The organism is Pseudoxanthomonas sp. JC1303, from assembly GCF_058448525.1.
Genome location: NZ_CP185958.1, coordinates 1,623,823 through 1,642,968, shown reverse-complemented (window position 1 = coordinate 1,642,968; position 19,146 = coordinate 1,623,823). Strand labels below are relative to the sequence as shown.

Annotated in this window: 15 protein-coding genes; 8 read left to right on the top strand and 7 right to left on the bottom strand. The window is 71.0% G+C overall.

Annotation, left to right across the window (positions count from 1 at the left end; all coding sequences use genetic code 11):
- Nucleotides 1–61 precede the first annotated feature (61 nt).
- Both ACORQU_RS07200 and ACORQU_RS07195 read left to right on the top strand, forming a co-directional pair.
- Nucleotides 62–1,072: a zinc-binding alcohol dehydrogenase family protein gene (locus tag ACORQU_RS07200; RefSeq protein WP_491644198.1), complete on the top strand. Its 1,011-nt coding sequence runs from the start codon at nt 62–64 to the stop codon at nt 1,070–1,072.
- 70 nt (nt 1,073–1,142) lie between these two features.
- Nucleotides 1,143–1,640 carry a hypothetical protein gene (locus ACORQU_RS07195; protein WP_491644196.1) on the top strand — a complete coding sequence of 166 codons (498 nt, stop codon included), beginning with the start codon at nt 1,143–1,145 and terminating at the stop codon, nt 1,638–1,640.
- Nucleotides 1,641–1,651: 11 nt separating this feature from the next.
- Here ACORQU_RS07195 and ACORQU_RS07190 read toward each other — a convergent pair whose 3' ends face one another.
- Complete coding sequence (locus ACORQU_RS07190) at nt 1,652–2,011, bottom strand: ribonuclease E inhibitor RraB (RefSeq protein WP_491644194.1); 360 nt, start codon at nt 2,009–2,011, stop codon at nt 1,652–1,654.
- Between the two features lie 166 nt (nt 2,012–2,177).
- Here ACORQU_RS07190 and ACORQU_RS07185 point away from each other — a divergent pair, with 166 nt between their 5' ends.
- From ACORQU_RS07185 to ACORQU_RS07175, 3 genes are all read left to right on the top strand, one after another.
- Nucleotides 2,178–3,764, top strand: a complete 1,587-nt coding sequence (locus ACORQU_RS07185; protein WP_491644192.1) for a DNA recombination protein RmuC — start codon at nt 2,178–2,180, stop codon at nt 3,762–3,764.
- 199 nt (nt 3,765–3,963) lie between these two features.
- Entirely contained in the window at nt 3,964–4,710 is a 747-nt protein-coding gene (locus ACORQU_RS07180; protein ID WP_491644190.1) for a class I SAM-dependent methyltransferase, read from the top strand.
- Nucleotides 4,711–4,831: 121 nt separating this feature from the next.
- A complete protein-coding gene (locus tag ACORQU_RS07175; RefSeq protein WP_491644188.1) occupies nt 4,832–5,374 on the top strand; it encodes a glutathione peroxidase in 543 nt (180 codons plus the stop codon).
- Nucleotides 5,375–5,460: 86 nt separating this feature from the next.
- On the opposite strand, the gene ACORQU_RS07170 is transcribed toward ACORQU_RS07175, so the two are convergent.
- The 6 genes from ACORQU_RS07170 to ACORQU_RS07145 form a co-directional block, all read right to left on the bottom strand.
- A complete protein-coding gene (locus ACORQU_RS07170; protein WP_491644186.1) occupies nt 5,461–6,489 on the bottom strand; it encodes an MlaA family lipoprotein in 1,029 nt (342 codons plus the stop codon).
- A gap of 52 nt (nt 6,490–6,541) precedes the next feature.
- Complete coding sequence (locus ACORQU_RS07165; protein ID WP_491644184.1) at nt 6,542–6,853, bottom strand: STAS domain-containing protein; 312 nt, start codon at nt 6,851–6,853, stop codon at nt 6,542–6,544.
- Between the two features lie 7 nt (nt 6,854–6,860).
- The gene (locus ACORQU_RS07160) at nt 6,861–7,520 is read right to left on the bottom strand and encodes an MlaC/ttg2D family ABC transporter substrate-binding protein (protein WP_271648037.1); all 660 of its coding nucleotides are present in this window, start codon (nt 7,518–7,520) and stop codon (nt 6,861–6,863) included.
- The gene (gene mlaD, locus ACORQU_RS07155; RefSeq protein WP_491644182.1) at nt 7,517–8,047 is read right to left on the bottom strand and encodes an outer membrane lipid asymmetry maintenance protein MlaD; all 531 of its coding nucleotides are present in this window, start codon (nt 8,045–8,047) and stop codon (nt 7,517–7,519) included. Before mlaD ends, ACORQU_RS07160 begins: the two co-directional genes overlap by 4 nt.
- Before the next feature lie 69 nt (nt 8,048–8,116).
- Nucleotides 8,117–8,866: an MlaE family lipid ABC transporter permease subunit gene (locus tag ACORQU_RS07150; protein ID WP_491644180.1), complete on the bottom strand. Its 750-nt coding sequence runs from the start codon at nt 8,864–8,866 to the stop codon at nt 8,117–8,119.
- Between the two features lie 12 nt (nt 8,867–8,878).
- Nucleotides 8,879–9,667 (bottom strand): ABC transporter ATP-binding protein, encoded by a 789-nt coding sequence (locus tag ACORQU_RS07145; protein WP_491644179.1) that lies wholly within the window; start codon nt 9,665–9,667, stop codon nt 8,879–8,881.
- Nucleotides 9,668–9,872: 205 nt separating this feature from the next.
- On the opposite strand from ACORQU_RS07145, the gene recC reads away from it, so the two are divergent.
- The 3 genes from recC to recD are packed head-to-tail and all read left to right on the top strand — an operon-like array spanning nt 9,873 to nt 19,008.
- A complete protein-coding gene (gene recC, locus ACORQU_RS07140) occupies nt 9,873–13,283 on the top strand; it encodes an exodeoxyribonuclease V subunit gamma (RefSeq protein ID WP_491644177.1) in 3,411 nt (1,136 codons plus the stop codon).
- Nucleotides 13,280–17,041, top strand: coding sequence for a UvrD-helicase domain-containing protein (locus ACORQU_RS07135; protein WP_491644175.1), 3,762 nt, complete (start codon nt 13,280–13,282; stop codon nt 17,039–17,041). The genes recC and ACORQU_RS07135 overlap by 4 nt, the downstream gene beginning before the upstream one ends.
- A complete protein-coding gene (gene recD / locus ACORQU_RS07130; protein WP_491644174.1) occupies nt 17,038–19,008 on the top strand; it encodes an exodeoxyribonuclease V subunit alpha in 1,971 nt (656 codons plus the stop codon). Before ACORQU_RS07135 ends, recD begins: the two co-directional genes overlap by 4 nt.
- The last annotated feature ends 138 nt before the right edge of the window (nt 19,009–19,146 follow it).

Genomic DNA, 19,146 nt, shown 5'->3' with positions numbered 1-19,146 from the left:
GCTTACCGGACACAAACACCTGGCCGAAGATACTGGGCCATCCCCCTTGTGGAGTTCCCCCATGAAAGCCGTCGCCTATTCCCAGGCCGCCTTGCCGATCGAAGACCCCCAGGCCCTGGTCGACCTGGACCTGCCCCTGCCCGAGCCGGGCCCGCGCGATGTGCGGGTCAGGGTTCACGCCGTGTCGGTCAATCCGGTGGATACCAAGCTGCGCCGCCGGGCGCGGGTAAGCGAACCGCGCGTGCTGGGTTTCGATGCGGCCGGCACCGTCGATGCGGTGGGCGCGGCGGTGACCCTGTTCAAGCCGGGCGACGCGGTCTACTACGCCGGCGCCATCGACCGCGCCGGCAGCAATGCCGAGTACCAGCTGGTGGACGAGCGCATCGTCGGGCGTAAGCCGGCCAGCCTGGACGATGCCCACGCCGCGGCACTGCCGCTGACGGCCATCACTGCCTGGGAACTGCTGTTCGACCGGCTGTGCGTGCCCGAGGGCAAAGGCCAGGGACAGGTGCTGCTGGTCACCGGCGCCGCTGGCGGGGTCGGCTCGATGCTGGTCCAGCTCGCGCGCAGGCTCACCGGCCTGACCGTGGTGGGGACCGCCTCGCGCCCCGAGACCCAGGCCTGGGTGACCGAACTGGGCGCCCATCACGTCATCGACCACCATCAGCCCTTGCTGCCGCAGTTGAAAGCGGCGGGCATCGAGCAGGTCCAGCACGTCGCCAGCCTCACCCACACCGACAGCTATTTCGAGCAGTTCGTCGAACTGCTGGCGCCGCAGGGCCAGCTGGCGCTGATCGACGACCCGGCCACGCTGGACGCGCTACCGCTGAAGTCCAAGAGCATTTCGCTGCACTGGGAGCTGATGTTCACCCGCTCGCTCTACCAGACTGCGGACATGCAGGCCCAGCACGACCTGCTCACCCGCGTGGCCGACCTGATCGACGCCGGCACCCTGCGCACGACCTTCGGCGAGCACTACGGCGCGATCAACGCGGCCAACCTGCGCCGTGCCCACGCCTTCATCGAAAGCGGCAAGGCCCGCGGCAAGGTGGTGCTGGAAGGCTTCGACTGAGCCCCGCCGTGGTGCGATGCGTTGTAGGCCCCATACTGGCGCGTCGATGGGACAAAAGGACAGGGACGGCATGGCGGCGCACAGCACGCCCTCGCGCCGGTATCGCGCCGGCGCCGCCACTTGGTTGGCCACCGGCGGCCTGGCCGCGCCGCTGCTGGTCTTTGCCGGGGTGGCCGGCGTCCGGGGCAGCCTCGGGCTGGCGCTCATCGCCGTGGGCATCGCCGGTCTGCTGCTGGCGGGCACGGCGCGCGTGGAACTGGTCCTGACCCCGGCGGGTGTGCGCTACCGGACGTTGTTTAGCACCTCTGCGCTGGCCTGGCCGCAGATCGCCGGGGCCTGGCTGGCCGCGCCGCGTGGACTGTGGTCCTACGGACGCGCGCTGCCGATGCTGGGCGTGGTGCCGCGGCAGGGCCGGACCCTGGTGCTCAGCCTGCGCGCGCTGCCGCGCGAGGCGATTGTCGATTTGGCGCGCTGCCTGGCCGCGGGTGGCACGCCGGTACAGGTGGCCAATACCGGTGCGGCGCGTCGGGCGGCGGCCAAGCTGTGGGGGCCACGCCCACAGCGCTGAGGCCCATCGGCTCAGGCCGGGACGCCGGCCTGCTGGCTGCAGCCCCAACCGGTGCCATGCCCGCCGAAATGCTCGGCCACCTGCTGCAGGTACTGCTCGAAGTGCGTGATCTCGGCATGCCGCGGCAGCATGTTGGCCACCACCAGCACCGTCCACGAGCTTTCATCCTCGCCCTCTTCGGGCGCTTCCAGCTGGACCTTCAACTCGTTGCGAAACAGGAACATGCCGCAGTCCAGCGCGGCCTGCTCCTCGCTGAAATCCAGGGTGAAGTCGATCTCGCGCGGGATCGACAGGTCGTCGCCGGCCGAGGCCAGGCGCCACAGCACCTCGCCGTTCTCGTCATCGGGAAAGAGCAGGGGATTGCGCTGCATGGGCGGGTCCTTGCGCCAAGGATCGGGGCGGGCAGGATAGCGCTCCGCAGCGACGCCGCAGTACCGGATCCAGGCCGGCCGGCCGTGCAGGGGCCGGCCACGCGATGCGCGCGTCTCCAGGCCGCCCGAAGCAGGTTCTGAGATCGGCGACCGATACACTGGCTCCATGCAACCTGACACCCTGATCCTTGGCGGGCTGATCGCCGCCGTCCTGGTCCTGCAGCTGGTGCTGCTGCTCCGCCGCAACGCCAACACCGGCCTGGAGCAGGCCCTGCGCGAGGAGCAGCGTATCGGCCGTGGCGAGCTGCGCGAGCAGCTCGAAGGCCTGGGCCGCCAGCAGGAGGCGCGGCTGGACCTGTTCGCGCGCAACCTCACCGACCTGTCCACCCGCACCGACGCGCGCCTGGACCAGCTGCGCGAGGCCCTGGGCGAGGACGCGCGCAAGGCACGCGAGGAGGGCGCGCTGTCCCAGCAGCGCACCGCCGAGGCGCTCGGCGCGCGCCTGCAGGACATGCGCACCCAACTGGAGGCCTTCGGCCAGCAGCAGGAGACGCGCATCGTCGCCTTTGGCCAGCAGCTGGCCGAGCTGATTGCCCGCACCGACACGCACATGGCCGCCCTGCGCGAGCAGTTGGCCGAGGATGGCCGCAAGGCACGCGCCGAGAGCGGCGAATCGCTGGCGCGTTTCAGCGAGCAGCAGGGCCTGCGCCTGGTCGAGCTGACCCAGCGCAACGAGGCGCGCATCGCCGAGATGCGCACCACACTGGACGAGCAATTGCAGCGCCTGCAGGCCGACAACGCCGCCCGCCTGGAGCAGATGCGCGTGACCGTGGACGAGAAGCTCCAGGGCACGCTCAACGAGCGCCTGGATGCCTCCTTCAAGCTGGTCTCCGAGCGCCTGGAGCAGGTCCAGCGCGGCCTGGGCGAGATGCAGCAGCTGGCCACCGGCGTGGGCGACCTCAAGCGCGTGTTGACCAACGTCAAGTCGCGCGGCGGCTGGGGCGAGGTGCAGCTGGAGAACATCCTCGAGCAGACTCTCACCGCCGAGCAGTACGGGCGCAGCGTCAAGCTGCGCGCGGACAGCAACGAGATGGTCGACTTCGCCGTGCGCCTGCCCGGGCGCGGCGACCACGATGCGCCGGTGTGGCTGCCGATGGATTCCAAGTTCCCGCACGAGGACTACGAGCGCCTGCTCGACGCGCAGGAGGCCGGCGACCTAGAGGCCGTGCGCGCGAGCGGCACGCAGCTGGAGCGCGCCATCCGCCTGCAGGCCAAGTCCATCGGCGACAAGTACATCGCCCCGCCGCAGACCACCGACTTCGCGGTGATGTTCCTGCCCACCGAAGGGCTCTATGCAGAGGTCATCCGCCGCCCCGGGCTGGTGGACCTGCTGCAGCGCGAGCACCGCGTGGTCATCGCCGGACCGACGACGGTCACCGCGCTGCTCAACAGCCTGCAGATGGGCTTTCGCACTCTGGCCATCGAGCAGCGTTCCAGCGAGGTGTGGGCGCTGCTGGGCGCGGTGAAGGGCGAGTTTGGCAAGTTCGCCGGCATCCTGGAAAAGGCCGAGAAGCAGATCACCACCGTCGGCCGCAGCCTGGGCGAGGCCAGCCGCAAGACTCGCACGATCCAGCGCAAGCTGCGCGGCGTGGAAAGCCTCGGTGCGCCGGAGTCGCAGGCCCTGCTGGGCGATCTGGGCGGCGAGGCGCCGGACGAGGACGCCGACGGGGCCGACGAGGATCAGGCGGGCTGAAGCCGGTCGCGCGGCGACCTACAATCCAGGGCATCGCGTTGCTGCGATGATGGCTCGTCCCCGCTCAGACCTTTTGATGTTGGGGCAGGCATTTGGAATGCTCCGCATCCATCCCAGGGCGTGGACCCGGTCGGCAATTTATCGGCCTGGTGCGATCCACGCACTCCCGCTTCACGTCCCCGCCGAGGAGAGTCCACGCATGCATCGTCTCGTTTCCGCCACCTTTCTCGCCGCCAGCCTGGCGGTGACCCACCTTGCCGCTGCGCAGACCCCGGCCGATGCGGTGACCAAAGCGCTGGCCAATCCGGCGCGCGCCGACCAGCGCGATGACGATGGCCGACGCAAGGCCGAGCAGGTGCTGGTCTTCTCCGGTGTCAAACCCGGCGACACGGTGATCGACTTCGTGCCCGGCAGTGGCTACTGGACGCGCATCTTCAGCGGCATCGTCGGCCCGTCCGGCCATGTGTATGCGCTATGGCCCAAGTCCTTCGCCAAGTACGCGGCCAAGCCGCTGCCGGTGTTGCAGGCGCGCAAGCTCGACAATGTCACTGCGCAGGTGCAGGACAGCGATGCGCCCAGCGTCCCGCAGCCGGCGGACCTGTTCTGGACCGTGCAGAACTACCACGACATGGCCAACGGCGGCGGCGATGCGCAGGCCGCGCTCAAAGCCTTCAATGCGGCGGTGTTCAAGGCCCTCAAGCCCGGCGGCACCTACGTGGTGATCGACCACGCCGATGCGGCCGGGGCCGGGCTGGGTGGCACCGAGGCCCGCCATCGTATCGACGAGGCGGTGGTCATCGAACAGGTCAAGGCGGCAGGTTTCACCCTGGCCGGGGAATCGGACGTGCTGCGTAACCCGGACGATCCGCACACCGCGACCGTGTTCGATCCGTCGATCCGTGGCAGGACCGACCAGTTCGTCCTGAAGTTCACCAAGCCCAAGTGAGGGGGCGGCCTTGTCGTCGTCTCGCCGAAACACCCCGCCAACATCGCACTAACGTCCGGGTACGCACCGTCTGCTTAGGCTGTGCGACCCCTTCTTCTCCTTCCCCGTGCAAGGCCTTGCCATGACCACGCTTTACGACCTCCCCCTCAAGACCATCGAAGACCAGCCGGCGACGCTGGGCGACTACCGCGGCAAGGTTCTGCTGGTGGTCAACGTCGCCTCCAAGTGCGGCCTGACCAAGCAGTACGCCGGGCTTGAGGCGCTGTATCGCGCCAAGCAGGACGCCGGGCTGGAAGTGCTGGGTTTCCCGGCCAACAACTTCAAGGAGCAGGAGCCGGGCAGCAACGCCGAGATCGCCAACTTCTGCAGCACCGAATACGACGTGACGTTCCCGCTGTTCTCCAAGATCTCCGTGGCCGGCAACGCGGTGCACCCGCTCTACCAGGCCCTGGTCAACGCCCAGCCGGTGGCCACCGGCGAAGGCCCGATGCGCGACAGGCTCAAGAGCCTGGACATCAAGGTCAACCCGGCGCCGGGCGTGCTGTGGAACTTCGAGAAGTTCCTCATCGGCCGCGATGGCCGGGTGGTGGGCCGCTTCGCCCCGGACGTGGAGGCCGACGACCCGCGTCTGGTCGAGGCCGTGGACGCGGCGCTGGCTGGCTGAGCCTCCGGCTGGCCCGATCATGAAAAAGGCCGCCTGGACAGGCGGCCTTTTCTCTTTCCTGGAATCCGGTGGTCGCGGCGGGCAGCTCAGCCGCCGCCGGCGGGGAACACCGTCGGCATGGCGTCCATCGGAACGGTCGGGTTGCCCTCGTCTTCCAGCAGATACGGCGGCAGGTCGCTGTTCTTGTCCTTGTTGCGCTGGCCGGCGTCGTCGATCTGGTAGTTGCGGCGCTGCAGCCAGCCATCGCGGAACAGCGCGTACTCGTCCAGTGCACCGGCGCGCAGCGCGTCCAGCGACATCAGCTGGGTGCGCACGTCCACCAGCTGCAGGCCCTGCAGGAAGATGCGGGCCTTGTCGTTTTCCACCCGCTGTACCGGCGAGAACGGGGCGTCGCCCACCAGGCCGAAGGTGTCGCGCACCGTGCGCGGCCCGAACAGCGGCAGCTCCACGTAGCGCGACTGCCGCCAGCCCCAGACCGCCAGGGTCTGGCCGAAGTCTTCGCTGTCGTTGGGCACGTTGTCGCGGCTGGCCGGATCGAAGATGCCGGCCACGCCGACGGTGGTGTTGATCAAAAACCGCCCCAGCGCGTCCCAGGCTTCGCCCGGCTTGCCCTGCAGCAGGCTGTTGACCACCGTCAGCGGCTGGCCGAGGTTGTCGAAGAAGTTGGTCACTCCGTTGCGCACCGGGCGCGGCACCACCTTGACGTAGGCGGTGGCCAGCGGCTTGGCGACGAAACGGTCGACGCCGTTATTGAAGCGGTGGACCTTGCGGTTCCACTTTTCCCACGGGTCGTAGCTGGGCGGTGCGCCCGGCGCCGGCGGCGGCAGGGTGGGATCGGCCACCGGATCGTAGGGCGAGCTGCCGTAGATGGCGCCGTAGTCCTGCTCGGCGGCGGTCGGTGCGGGCGCCGGCGCGCCGGCGGTGGCGACCGCCTCCGGGGCGGAGGCCTGCGGCGCAGCCGGCGTCGGGTCGGACACGGCAGCGGCCGGTGCCGGTGCATCAGCGGGGGCCACCACCTCAGAGGCCGGTGGCGCGGAGGCGACCGGCTTGTTGGAGGCGCAGGCGCCCAGCAGGGCGCTGATCAGCAGGACGGGGACAACACGCAGCGTTTTCATTTCCAAGTTCCCTATGGGAGGCACTCCCCGGTGGGGGGACATGCAGGGCCGATCAAGCCGGCCGTAGCGCGGGCACGTAGTCCAGCGCGGGGGTCAAGCGATAGGCCGCGCACAGCTCGGCCAGTCCAGTGGGTGCGCCGTCCACCTGCACCTCGCCGGCACCGCCGGCACGCAGACGCGTGGCGGCGGCGACCAGCAGGGCCAGCCCGGCGCTGTCCACCGAGGCGACCGCGGTCAGGTCCAGCCGCCGCGCACCGTCCAGTGCGCGTTGCGTGGCCGGCCACAGGGCCTGGGCGGCGGCACGGTCCAACGCCCCGGTGAACACCAGGGCATCGCCGTCACGCTGGACCGTGGACTGGCTCATGCGCGGATCAACGGCCGCCGTTGCTGCCAGCGGCCTGCAGGCGCCCGGCGCGCAGATCGGCGGTCACCTGCTGGATGGACTTCTGCCGCAGCGGGGCGTCGAACTGGTTCTTGAAGGTCTGCACGTAGGAGATGCCCTCGACCATCACGTCGAAGATCTTCCACTGGCCGTTGACCTGGTGCAGCAGGTAGTCCACCGGCACCGGGTCGCCGGTCTCGCGCAGCATCTCGCTGGACACGCGCACGCCGCGGTTGCCCGGCAGCGGGGTCTCGGACTTGATCCGCACGCGCAGGCGGCTGTTGAAGTCCAGCAGCGACTGGCCGTAGCGCGCGGTCAGGTTGTCGGCCAGCGCGTTGGCGAAGTCATTGACCTCCGCGTCCGAGGCGCCACGGCCGTGGATGCCCAGCACCAGCCGCGCGGCGTAGTTGCCGTCGAACGCGGTGTCGAACTCGGTCTTGACGAAGGACTTCAGCGCGGCCGGGTTGGCCTTGAACTCGGCCCGGCGGTTCTCCAGCGTGGTCAGCACGCGGGTGGAGTTGCTCAGCACCAGGGCGCTGGCCGAGCCCTGCGTGGGCGCGGCGGCGGTGGTCTGTGCGGCCAGGGCCACGGTGGGGGCCGTGGCGGCCAGGACGGCGGCCAGGGCCAGGGTCATCATCGAACGTTTCATGGGGTCTCTCCCGTGGGGGCGGCGGGCGCATCGGGCGCGCTGGCCGAATCGTTGCCGGCGGGCTTGCCACCGCCGCTGAACATGTATTTGCCGACCAGCTGCAGCAGATCCACCGCCGGTTGGGTGAAGGCGATCTCGTCGCCGGGCTTGAGCGGCTGCGGGTCACCGCCCGGCGACAGGCCGATGTAGTTCTCGCCCAGCAGGCCGCTGGTGAAGATGCCCGCCGAGGTATCGCCCGGCAGGTCCTTGTACTTGCCGTCGATGCTCAGGGTCACCACCGACTCGAACTGCTTCGGGTCCAGGGTGATGTCGCTGACCTGCCCGATCACCACCCCGCCGATCTTGACCGGCGCCTGCACGCGCAGCTGGCCCAGGTTGGTGAAGCGCGCCTTCAGTTCGTAGTGGCCGCCACCGCCGAAGCCGAAGGAACGGTTGGTCGAGGCCAGCGCCAGCACCAGCAGCGAGGCCAGTGCCAGCAGCAGGAAGGCACCGACGGCGAATTCGAGTCGTGGTCCGCGTGCGGCCATGGTCATCTCACTCTTGAGTCTTCAGGTCGCGCTGCGTGGTGCGCCGCGACGGTTGGCAGGAGGCGCGCATCACTGGAACAACAGCGCCGAGAGGACGAAATTGAGCATCAGCACCAGCAGCGAGCCGTTGACCACCGCGCGGGTGGTGGCCACCGAGGTGCCCTCGATGGTCGGCTCGGCATGGAAGCCAACGTACGAGGCGACCAATGCCGCCACGCCGCCGAACACCGCCGACTTGAGCAGGGCCACGCCGAAATCGTCCCAGGCATCCACACTGCCCTGCAGCGCCGACCAGAACGTGCCGTTGTCCAGGCCCAGCACCTTGACCGCCTCGAACCAGCTGGCGCTGATCGCCAGCGAGCAGAAGAAGCCGGTCAGCAGCGGCACGGTCAGCACCGCGGCCCAGAACCGCGGCGCCACGGCCTTGGCGATCGGGTCGATGGCCATCAGCTCCAGCGCCTTGATCTGGTCGGTGGCGCGCATCAGGCCCAGCTCGGCGGCGATGGAGCTGCCGGCGCGACCGATGAACAGCAGCGCGGTCAGCACCGGACCCAGTTCGCGATACAGCGACAGGCCCAGCAACGTGGACAACGCATCGGAAGCGCCGAAGGTGGTCAGGGTGCGGTAGCCCTGCAGGGTCAGCACCAGGCCGACGAAGGCGCCGCCGACCACGATGATCGGCAACGAACGCGCGCCGATCTTGTAGATCTCGCGGGTCAGCTCGGCCCAGAAGTCGCGCGTGGGTGCCGAGGCGCGCAGCACCGACAGCGAGAACAGCCCGGCGGCACCCAGTGATCGGATGGAGGTAGCGAAGGCCATCAGGACATGCCCTTATGCGGCCCGCGCCGAGGCGGCGCTGTCGAAGGGGATCGGGCCATCGGGCGCGCCACGCAGGAACTGCACCACCAGCGGATCCTCGCTGGCTTCCAGCTGCGCCGGCGTGCCGGAGAACACCAGCCCGCCGTTGGCGATCACCAGCGCCTGGTCGCAGACCGGCAGGGTCTCGTGCACGTGGTGGCTGACGATGATGCTGGTCAGCCCCAGCGAATCGTTGAGCCGGCGGATCAGCGACATGATGACCCCCGAGGCGATCGGGTCCAGCCCGGTCAGCGGCTCGTCGTAGATCATCAGCGGCGGGTCCAGGGCCAGGGCGCGGGCCAGGGCCACGCGGCGGGCCATGCCGCCGGACAGCTCGCGCGGGTACAAGCCCTCGGCCGTGCGCAGGCCGACCGCGTTGAGCTTGAGGTCCACCAGCTGGTCGATCAGCGCCTCCGGCAGCCGGGTGTGTGCGCGCAGCGGAAGGGCGACGTTCTCGGCCACGGTCAGGTCGGTCAGCAGGCCATTGCCCTGCAGCAGTACACCGGCGTTCTTGCGCAGCTCGCGCAGGGCGCGGGTGCCGCGCGGGATCGGCTGGCCGAACAGTTCCACCGTGCCGGCGGCCGGCACCAGCTCGCCGGTCAGCGCGGCCAGCAGCGTGGACTTGCCGCTGCCCGAAGGCCCCAGCACCGCGGTGACGCTGCCGCGCGGGGCCGACAGCGTGACATCGCGCAGGATCGCGCGCCCGCCGCGCTCCAGGCGCAGATTGGCAAGACGGATGGCGATGTCGTCGGACTGGGTCATTGGGGAGCAGGTAGGGGCGGCCCACGGAAGGTGAGCAAAACGACGAAGCAGCTTCGTTGGCGCGCCCTGAATAAAACCGCACTGGTCAGTACGTTTATTGTGACAGATCGGACCGGTTGACCGGGATGGGCGGAAGTCACGGTCTGCGGGACGCGCTGTTGCGCACGTCTCGCGCGGCGCGACGGGCATGCCGCATCATGCCCGGATGCAGGACGCCCGACCGGATTTCCGCCTCTACCCTTCGAACGCGCTCGACCTGCTGGCCGGCCTGCTGGCCGCGGAACTGCGCCAGCCCGTGCCCGGACAGTCGATCCTCACCCCCGAGGTGATCCTGATCCCGCAGGTGGCCATGCGCCGCTGGCTGCAGGCCACGCTGGCCGCCGAGCACGGCGTGGCGGCCAACCTGGAGTTCCTCACCCCTGGCGAGTTCGTCGCCCGTGCCCTGGAAGCCAACCCCGAACAAGCCTCGGCGCCAGTCCTCGGCAAGGCCCAGGACGAGCTGGATGCGGCCACCCTGCATTGGCGCCTGTACGCGGCGCTGACCGACCCGGCGGTGCTGGCCGATCCGGCCCTGGCCCAGCTGGCCGCCTACCTGCATGGGGACGACGCCCTCAAGCCCTGGGCCCTGGCCGGCGAGCTGGGCGGCGTGTTCGAAAAATACCAGGCCTGGCGCCGCGACTGGCTGCTGCGCTGGGAGGCCGGCGCCGACCCGGCCGATCCGCAGGCGGTGCTGTGGCGGCAGGTCGCGGCCGGCAGCGCGTATCGGGCGCGGCGCATCCAAGCCTACCTGGACCGGTTCGAGCGCGGCGCGCTGCCGCAGGGCCTGCCCAGGCGCGTGTTCGCCTTCGCCACGCTCAATGTCTCGCCCGACGTGCTGCGCGTGCTGGCCACCCAGGCGCGCGTGGGCACGCTGCACTTCTACCTGCCCACCCCCGCGCAAGGTTACTGGGGTGACCTGCAGGCCCTGCGCCCGCGGCGGCGCGTCGATGCCGATGTCGGTGACGGGGTGATCGACGGCCTGCTCGACGCCACCGGCGGCGAGAACCCGCTGCTGCAGGCCTGGGGCGCGGCCGGGCGCGACTTCATGGCGATGCTGGGCAGCTACGAGGTGGTCCACCCCAGCGCCGAGATCGATGTCTATGCCGATCCGCTGGCCACCGGGCAGCGCCCGCTGCGCGCCGGCGGCCTGGGCGACAGCCTGCTCAAGCGAATGCAGAGCGACCTGTTCCATCGCCGCCGCCCCGCCGTGCCGGCGCCGCTGGCCGCGCTGGACCGCACCGACCCCAGCCTGCAGGTCCACGCCTGCCACACCCGCCTGCGCGAATTGCAGGTCCTGCACGACCAGCTGCGCGGCCTGCTGGAGGACCCGCGCTTCGATCCGCCGCTGCAGCCGCGGCAGATCGCCGTGCTGGCGCCGGACATCGACCCGTACATCCCGTACCTGGAAGCTGTCTTCGGCGCCAGCCAGGACGCGCCCGGCGCGCGCATTCCCTACGCGCTGGCCGATACCAGCCCGCTGGCCGGCGAGCCGCTGGCCGAGGTGTTCGTGCGCCTGCTTGGCCTGCCGGTCTCGCGCCTTGGCCTCAACGAAACCCTCGACCTGCTGGCCAGCCCGCCGCTGGCCGAGGCCGCCGGACTGGATGCGGCCGCGTTCGAGCGCCTGCACGGCTGGCTGCAGGCCGCCGGCGCGCGCTGGGGCGTGGATGCCGCCCATCGTGCCCAGCACGGCGCGCCCGCCGATGACGCCTACACCTGGACCTTCGCGCTGGACCGGCTGCTGCTCGGCCATGCCAGCGGCAGCACCGAGGACATCGCCGGGGTGGCGCCGTTCGATGCCCTGGAAGGCGGCGCCCTGGACGCGCTGGACGCCCTGGTCCGCCTGCTGCGCGTGCTCGCGCGCTACCAACGCGCCTTGAACGAGGCGCTCTCGCCTTCGGCCTGGCGCGAACGCCTGCTCGGCCTGCTCGACGCGCTGCTGCCGCAAAGCCCCAGCGCGCCGGCCACGCAGCGCGCGCTGGACCGCCTGCGCAAGCTGATCGACGACTTCGCCAAGGAGGCGGGCAAGGCGGGCTTCGACGCCGCCGTGCCGGCCGAGGTCGTGCGCGCGCATTTTGCAGGCGTGCTGGCCGAGGCTGACACCCGCGCCCCGCTGCTCACCGGCGGCCTGAGCGTGGGGCGCATGGTGCCGATGCGCCTGCTGCCGTTCCGGGTGATCTGCCTGCTGGGCATGAACGATGGCGACTTTCCGCGCCGCGACCCCGCCGCCGGCCTCAACCAGCTCACCGCGCAGTTGGGCACCGACAAGCGCCGTTACGGTGATCGCTCCACGCGCGAGGACGACCGCTTCCTGTTCCTGCAATTGTTCGCCTCGGCGCAGGACGTGTTCTATGTCAGCTACCTGGGCGCCGATGCGCGCGATGGCAGCGTGCGCGAGCCCTCGGTGCTGGTCACCGAACTGATCGGCGCGGCCGCGGACCAGCACGTCGATGCGCCCGCCGCACGCACCGCACTGACCGTGCGCCACGCGCTGCAGCCCTTCGCCCCGGCCGCGTTCGGCGCCGAGGGCGATCCGCGCCGTTTTAGCTATCGCGGCCAGTGGCAGCCGGCCTCGGCGCGCCTGGGCGGTGCGCGTGCGCCGCTGGCGCCGTGGTTCGATGCGCCGCTGCCGGCGCGTGATGGGGAAGAACGCGACCTCCCGCTCGAGGCGCTGCGCCGCTTCTTCACCGCCCCGGCCGCGCAGTTCCTGCGCCAGCGCCTGGACCTGCGCCTGCCCGAGCTGGACGAGGTGGGCCAGGACGTCGAGCCGCTGCTCACCCCCGGTGCCGGGCTGGACAAGGCGCTGCTGCAGCACCAGGTGTTCGACGCGCTGCTGACCGGGAACGACGCGGCGTTGTACGACCGGCTGCGCGCCCGCGCGCTGTTGCCCTCCGGACCGCTGGGCCGCAGCCAGCTGGCCACGTTGGTCGCGCAGCTGCGGCCGTATGCCGAGGCTTTCGCTGGCTGGGCCGGCAACGCGGAACGCCGCACGCAGGCCATCGACATCGAGTTCGACGGCCTGCGCCTGCATGGTCGCCTGGAGGGCGTCTACGACACTGGCCTGGCCCACGTGCGCCTGGGCGCCATGAACGGCCCGGCGGCGATCCGCCAGGGGCTGGACTGGCTGGCCGCCAACGCCGCGGGCCTGGCCCTGCCGCTGGTGCGCTTCCACGAGGCCGAGACCGGCGTGGGCCCGTTTGTGCGCGATCCCATCGATCCCCCCCAGGCAAGGGCCGCTCTGCAGGGCCTGCTCGCCCTGCGCGCGCGAGGCCTGCAGGCGCCGCTGCCCTTCGGCCCCTACAGCGGCTGGGACTTCTTCAACGCAGACGATCCAGACAAGGGCATCAAGGCCGCGGCGACCCGCTGGCGCGGCACCGAGCGCTCCTGGGGCGAAGGCACCGGCGAGGCCTATCGACTCGCCCTGCGCGGCCGTGATCCGTTTGCCGACGCCGCGCTGCTGCGCCAGTTCGCCGACACCAGCTACGCGATCTTCAGCGCAGTGGAACGCGGTGTGGTCCACGCAGGCTTCGATGACGACCGCGGCTTCGCCGTGGATGCCGACACGGAGGTCGAGGCATGACGCCCGCCGATCCCTTCCTCGCACTGCCCCTCACCGGCACCCACCTCATCGAAGCCAGCGCCGGGACTGGTAAGACCTTCACCCTGGCCACCCTGGTGACCCGGCTGGTGGTCGAGCAGCGCCTGCGCATCGGCCAGATCCTGGCGGTCACCTTCACCGATGCGGCGACCCAGGAGCTGCGCAAGCGCATCCGCGAGCGCCTGGTGCTGGCCGCCTCGCTGGTGCCTGACACCGCCGGCAAGGGCCCGCTCGACGTGGGAGCCGCCATGGCGGCGATGGAACCCACAAGCGACGGCGATGTCTCCCCGGCGCTGGCCGAGCCTCAAGGGACGGCTTCAGGGGAAGGCCTCTCGCCGCCATGGCGGCTCCCACGGGGACAGGCGACGCCAGACGAGGCACCGGATGCCGCGCTGAGCCGCGCCATCATCGCCGCGCACCTGCAGGCCGGCGACGAAACCCCGAGCCAGCTCAAGCGCCGCCTGCAAACCGCCGCCGACGAGATGGACCTGGCGGCGATCTTCACCATCCACGGCTTCTGCGCGCGCGTGCTGCGCGAACACGCGCTGGAAAGCGGCCAGACCTTCGCCCCACCCGAGCTGCTGGCCAACGACCGCGCTCTGCGCGCCGAGCTGGCGGCCGACCTGTGGCGCAGCACGGCCGCCGACGAAGCGCTGGCGCCGCTGCTGATGTCGCTGTGGCCAGGGGGCCCGGATCCGCTGGCCCGCGACCTGGGTGAGCTGATCCGCCAGCCCAACCTGCTGCCGCCGATGCCGGTCGAAGCCGAACGCACCGAACGTCTCGACGCCGAGCTGCAGCGTGCGGGGCAGGCGCTGGCCGATGGCTTCGCCGCGCATGGCGAGACGTTCCGCGCGGCGCTGCTGGAGGCGGTCGAGCAGAAGGTGCTCCACAACGGCAGCTACAAGGCCGACTGGATTCATGCGCTGTGGCGCGACCTGGCACAATGGTGCGCCGCGCGCGACTGGTCTGTCCTGCCGCACGCCAAGCTGCCGGCCTTGTCCCAGCAGGCGCTGGAAGCAAAGACCAGCACCAAGCACACGGGAAAGACACCGACTTCGCCGCTGTGCGCACTGATTGCGTCCTACCTGGCCGCGCTGGCCGATCTGCACGTCGCGCAGGAGCGCGCCCGTGTGCGCCTGCTGCACGCCTTGCGCGACCAGGCCCGCCTTCGACTGGTCCAGCGCAAGCAGCAGCTGCGCGTGCAGACCTATGACGACCTGATCGACGGCGTGGCCGATGCGCTCAAGGGCCCGCACGCCGACGCGCTGGTCCAGCGCCTGCGCGCGCAGTACGCCGTCGCCCTGGTGGATGAGTTCCAGGACACCGATGCGCGGCAGTGGGGCATCTTCCGCACCGTGTTCGGCGACTCGGAGGAAACGCGCAACGCATCGCTGACCCCGGCGCTGTTCCTGATCGGCGATCCCAAGCAGGCCATCTACGGCTTCCGCGGTGGCGACGTGCAGACCTATCTGCAGGCCGCCAAGCACGCGCAGGCCGCGCCGGCGCTGGAGCGCAATTTCCGCTCGCGCCCGGCCGTGCTGGCCGCGATCGAGGCCCTGTATACACAGGCCGGCGAGCGCGCCTTCCTCGATGACAGGATCCGCTTCCACCGCGTGCTGCCCGGCACCCAGCGCGCCGATGCGGATTACCAGCGCGCCGGCGCCGACGCCCCCGCGCTCACGCTGTGGCAGGCGCCTGCACCGCAGCCCGACGACAAGGGCAAGCGCAAGCCGCACAGCGCCCAGCGCGCGCGCGAACTGGCCACCCAGGCCTGCGTGGCCGCCATCCACCAGGTGCTCAGCGACGCACGCGCCGGCACCGCCACGCTCAACGGCAGGCCGGTGCAGCCGGGCGACATCGCCGTGCTGGTGCGCAAGCATGGCGAGGCCATGCGCATCCAGCAGGCGCTGGCGGCCGTCGGCATCCCGGCCGTGGCGGCGGGCAAGCAGAGCCTGTTCGCCACGCCCGAGGCGCACGAGCTGCTGACCCTGCTGCTGGCCCTGCTGCATCCCGCTGATGACGGCCGCCTGCGCGCGGCCCTGGCGACCGTGTTGCTGGGCGTGGATGCGGCCGGCATCGCCGCGCTGGAAGGCGATGGCACCACCCACGCGCAGTGGCAGGGCAAGGCGCTGGCCTGGCGCGAGCGCTGGCAGCGCGGCGGTCCGCTGGCGCTGGTGTCGGACCTGTGCGCCGACAACGCCGAGCGCCTGCTCGGCCTGCTCGATGGCGAGCGCCGCCTCACCAACTACCTGCAGCTGGGCGAACTGCTGCAGCAGGCCGATGCGCGCGCGCTGGGCCTGCAGGGCCTGGTCGACTGGCTGGGCCAGCAGCTCGCCCAGGCCGATCCCGACGACGAGACCCAGCTGCTGCGGCTGGAGTCCGACGCGCGCCGCGTGCAGATCGTCACCCTGCACAAATCCAAGGGCCTGGAATACCCGCTGGTGTTCCTGCCGTTCGTGGGCATCGGCGGCAAGGCGCCCGATCCCGGCCGTGCCTGCGTGGTCGCCGACGAGGACGGCCAGCGCTTCCTGCACTGGAAGCTGCAGCCGGAGCTGTTCGGCTGGGACGCCGCGCGGCAGCTGTGGATCGAGGCGCAGCGTGCCGAGGACGCGCGTCTGCTGTATGTCGGCCTGACCCGCGCCGAGCACGCGCTGTGGATCGCCACCGGCGACTTCTACAACGCGCAGCAGACCGCGCTCGCGCCGATGCTCGACGGCCTGCCCGAGACCGCCGGCATCGTGCGCGACAGCGCACAGCCGGGCACCCTGGCGTGGCTGCCGCCGCTGAGCGAAGGCGATGCCCCCATCGCGCGGCCCGTCACCCGCCACATCGCACCGGACTGGTGGGTCTACAGCTTCACCCAGCTGGCCAACGCCGACAGTGGCGGCACGGACCTGTCCACGCGCGCCACGGTGGCCGTGGCCGGTGGCAGCGACGAGCCGGAAGGCGAGGGCGGCGACGCCACGCCGCAGCCGGCCGAGGTGTTCGACCCGCGCTTTGCCGGCAATCGCTTCGGCGTCGTGCTGCACGAGGCGCTGGAAGAAGGCGACTTCGCCGCGTGGCGCGACTGGCAGCCCGGCGATGCCGCACCCGCCGACGAGCGCCGCACCATCGAGACCGCGCTGAAGGGCGGCGGTTATGCCGCCGACGAACTGGACGACGGTGTCGCCGTGCTCACCACACTGATCGGCCAGACGCTCACCGTCGCCCTGCCCGAAGGCGTGCGCCTGTGCGATGTGCCGGCCGAGGCCCGCCGTGCGGAAATCGAATTCCAGTTCCCCCTGCAGCCCACCGCCATCGAGGCCCTGCTGGCGTTGCTGCACGCGCACGGCGTGGTGCGCGATCGCCACGGCTTCGGCCTGCGTCGCACGCTGGAAGGCCTGATGACCGGCCTGATCGATCTCACCTACACCCATGCCGGCCGCTGGTACGTGCTGGACTACAAGTCCAACCGCCTGCCGGCCTACGACGCCGCGGCGATGCAGCGGGCCATGGCGCACAGCGAGTACGACCTGCAGGCCTTGATCTACACCCTGGCGCTGCACCGCTGGCTGCGCTTCCGCCTGGGCGACGGGTACGACTATGACCGCGACTTCGGTGGCATTCGCTACCTGTTCTGCCGCGGCCTGGACGCGACGCGTGCCGATTCGCCCGGCGTCCATGTGCAGCGCTTCGCGCCCGCGCTGATTCATGCGCTGGATGCGCTGTTTGCGGGTGCGGCGGTGGAGAAGGCGGCATGAGCCTCCTCAACGTCCTCTTCGCCGGCGGCCACCTGCGCACGCTCGACCACGCCTTCGCGCAGAGCCTGCGCCGGCTACGCCCGGACACACCGGACGAGGTGCTGGCCGCCGCCGCGTTGGCCTCGCTGGCGGTCGCCAACGGCCATGCCGGCTTCGATCCCGCGCGACCGCGCCTGCTGGTCGATGCGGACATGGCCTGGCCGCAGGCCGATGCATGGGCCGACAAGCTTCGCGCCTCGCCGTGGATCGCCCAGCCGACCGATCCGCTCATGCCGTCGGCCCCCGATGCGCCGCTCGCCTTCGAGCGTGGCCTGCTCTACCTGCGCCGCTACCGCGAGTACGAGTCGCGCCTGGCCGCCGGCCTGCAGCGCATCGCCGACCAGCCTGCGCACACCGATGACCTCAACGCCGTGCGCGAGGTCTTCAACGCTTTGTTCCCCAACGCGGCGCAGGGCGAAGACCGCCAGGCGCGCGCCGCCTCCCTGGCCCTGCGCCGCGCGCTGCTGCTGGTCACCGGCGGCCCCGGCACCGGCAAGACCACCACCATCACCCGGCTGCTGGTGCTGCGCATCGCGCTGGCGGCGGCATCCGGTCGGCCGCCGCCGCGCATCGCCCTGGCCGCGCCCACCGGCCGCGCCGCCGAGCGCATGGCCGAAAGCCTGCGCCGTGCGGTGACGGCCATCGTCGCCAGTGGCGTGGACGCCGCGCTGTGCGCCGCGCTGCCGGAGTCCGCCAGCACGTTGCATCGCCTGCTCGGCGTGATCCCCGACAGTCCCAGCTTCCGCCACACGCCGGACAATCCGTTGCCGCTGGACGTGCTGGTGGTGGACGAGGCCTCCATGGTCGACCTGCCGCTGATGTGCAAGCTGGTCGAAGCCGTGGCCGCCGGCACCCAGCTCATCCTGCTGGGCGATGCCGACCAGCTGCCCTCGGTCGAGGCCGGCGACGTGCTGGCCGCCATCCTCAGCGCCGCCGGCCCTGGCCACGCCTTACGCGCTGATGACGCCGCCGCGCTGCAGCCGCTGCTCGGCGATGCCACGCCCGTCGATGGCGCCACCGGCGGGCTGCGCGGCCACCGCGTGCAGCTGCTGCGCGGCTATCGCCAGGATGCGGACTTCGACCTGGCCCCGCTGGCCGATGCCGTGCGCGAAGGCGATGCCGACACCGCCCTGTCGCTGCTGCGAGGTGGCGCCTTGCGTGGGGTGGAATTCCACGAGGACGTGCTGGACCCGTTCGAGGTGCGCCGCGAGGCGTTGCTGGCGCACTGGCGCGCCTTGAGCGAGGCGCCCGACCCGGCCACCGCCCTGGCCATGGCCCAGCGCCTGCGCCTGCTCACCGCCGTGCGCGAAGGCCCGCAGGGCGCGCGCGGCCTCGACGCCCGCATCGAGGAACTGCTGTCCGGCCGCCGTACCGGCCCTGCGCCGGCCTACTTCCACGGCCGCCTGCTGCTGATCACAGAAAACAGCTACCGCCACCGCCTGTTCAACGGCGACATCGGAATCTGCCTGCGAAGCGCAGCGAGCCCCTTTTCGGGGCGAAGCGCAGCGAGCCCCTTTTCGGATCGAAGCGCAGCAAGCCCTTCTTCGGGAAGCGACGAAAGCGGCGCGCTGATGGCCTGGTTTGCCGGCGAGGCCTCCGGCCAGGTGCGCGCCTTCCATCCGGCCGCGCTGCCCGCGCACGAGAGCGCCTTCGCCATGACCGTACACAAGGCGCAAGGCTCCGAGTTCGACGAGGTCTGGCTGCAGCTGCCGCGCGGTGACAGCCGCGTGCTCTCGCGCGAGCTGGTCTACACCGCCATCACCCGCGCCCGCACCCGTCTGCATGTGGCCGGCAGCGCCCAGGTGCTACGCGACGCCCTGGCCCGCCACGCCGTGCGCATGTCCGGACTGGCGTGGCGGCTTGGCAATGGATCACCCGCCATCGCGGCGCGGCCGTCGCTTGCGCCTGTACAGGGCGCGCTGTTCTGATAGTCCGGCTGCCCCCGGGGCGTGATGCGCAGTAGGCCTTGATGATGTTCCCAAGCAACGTTGCTAGATCAAAGACCTGACGTGGCGGCCCATCCAGACACCAGCGCCTTCGAACTCGGCCGCCAGGCACGACATCGC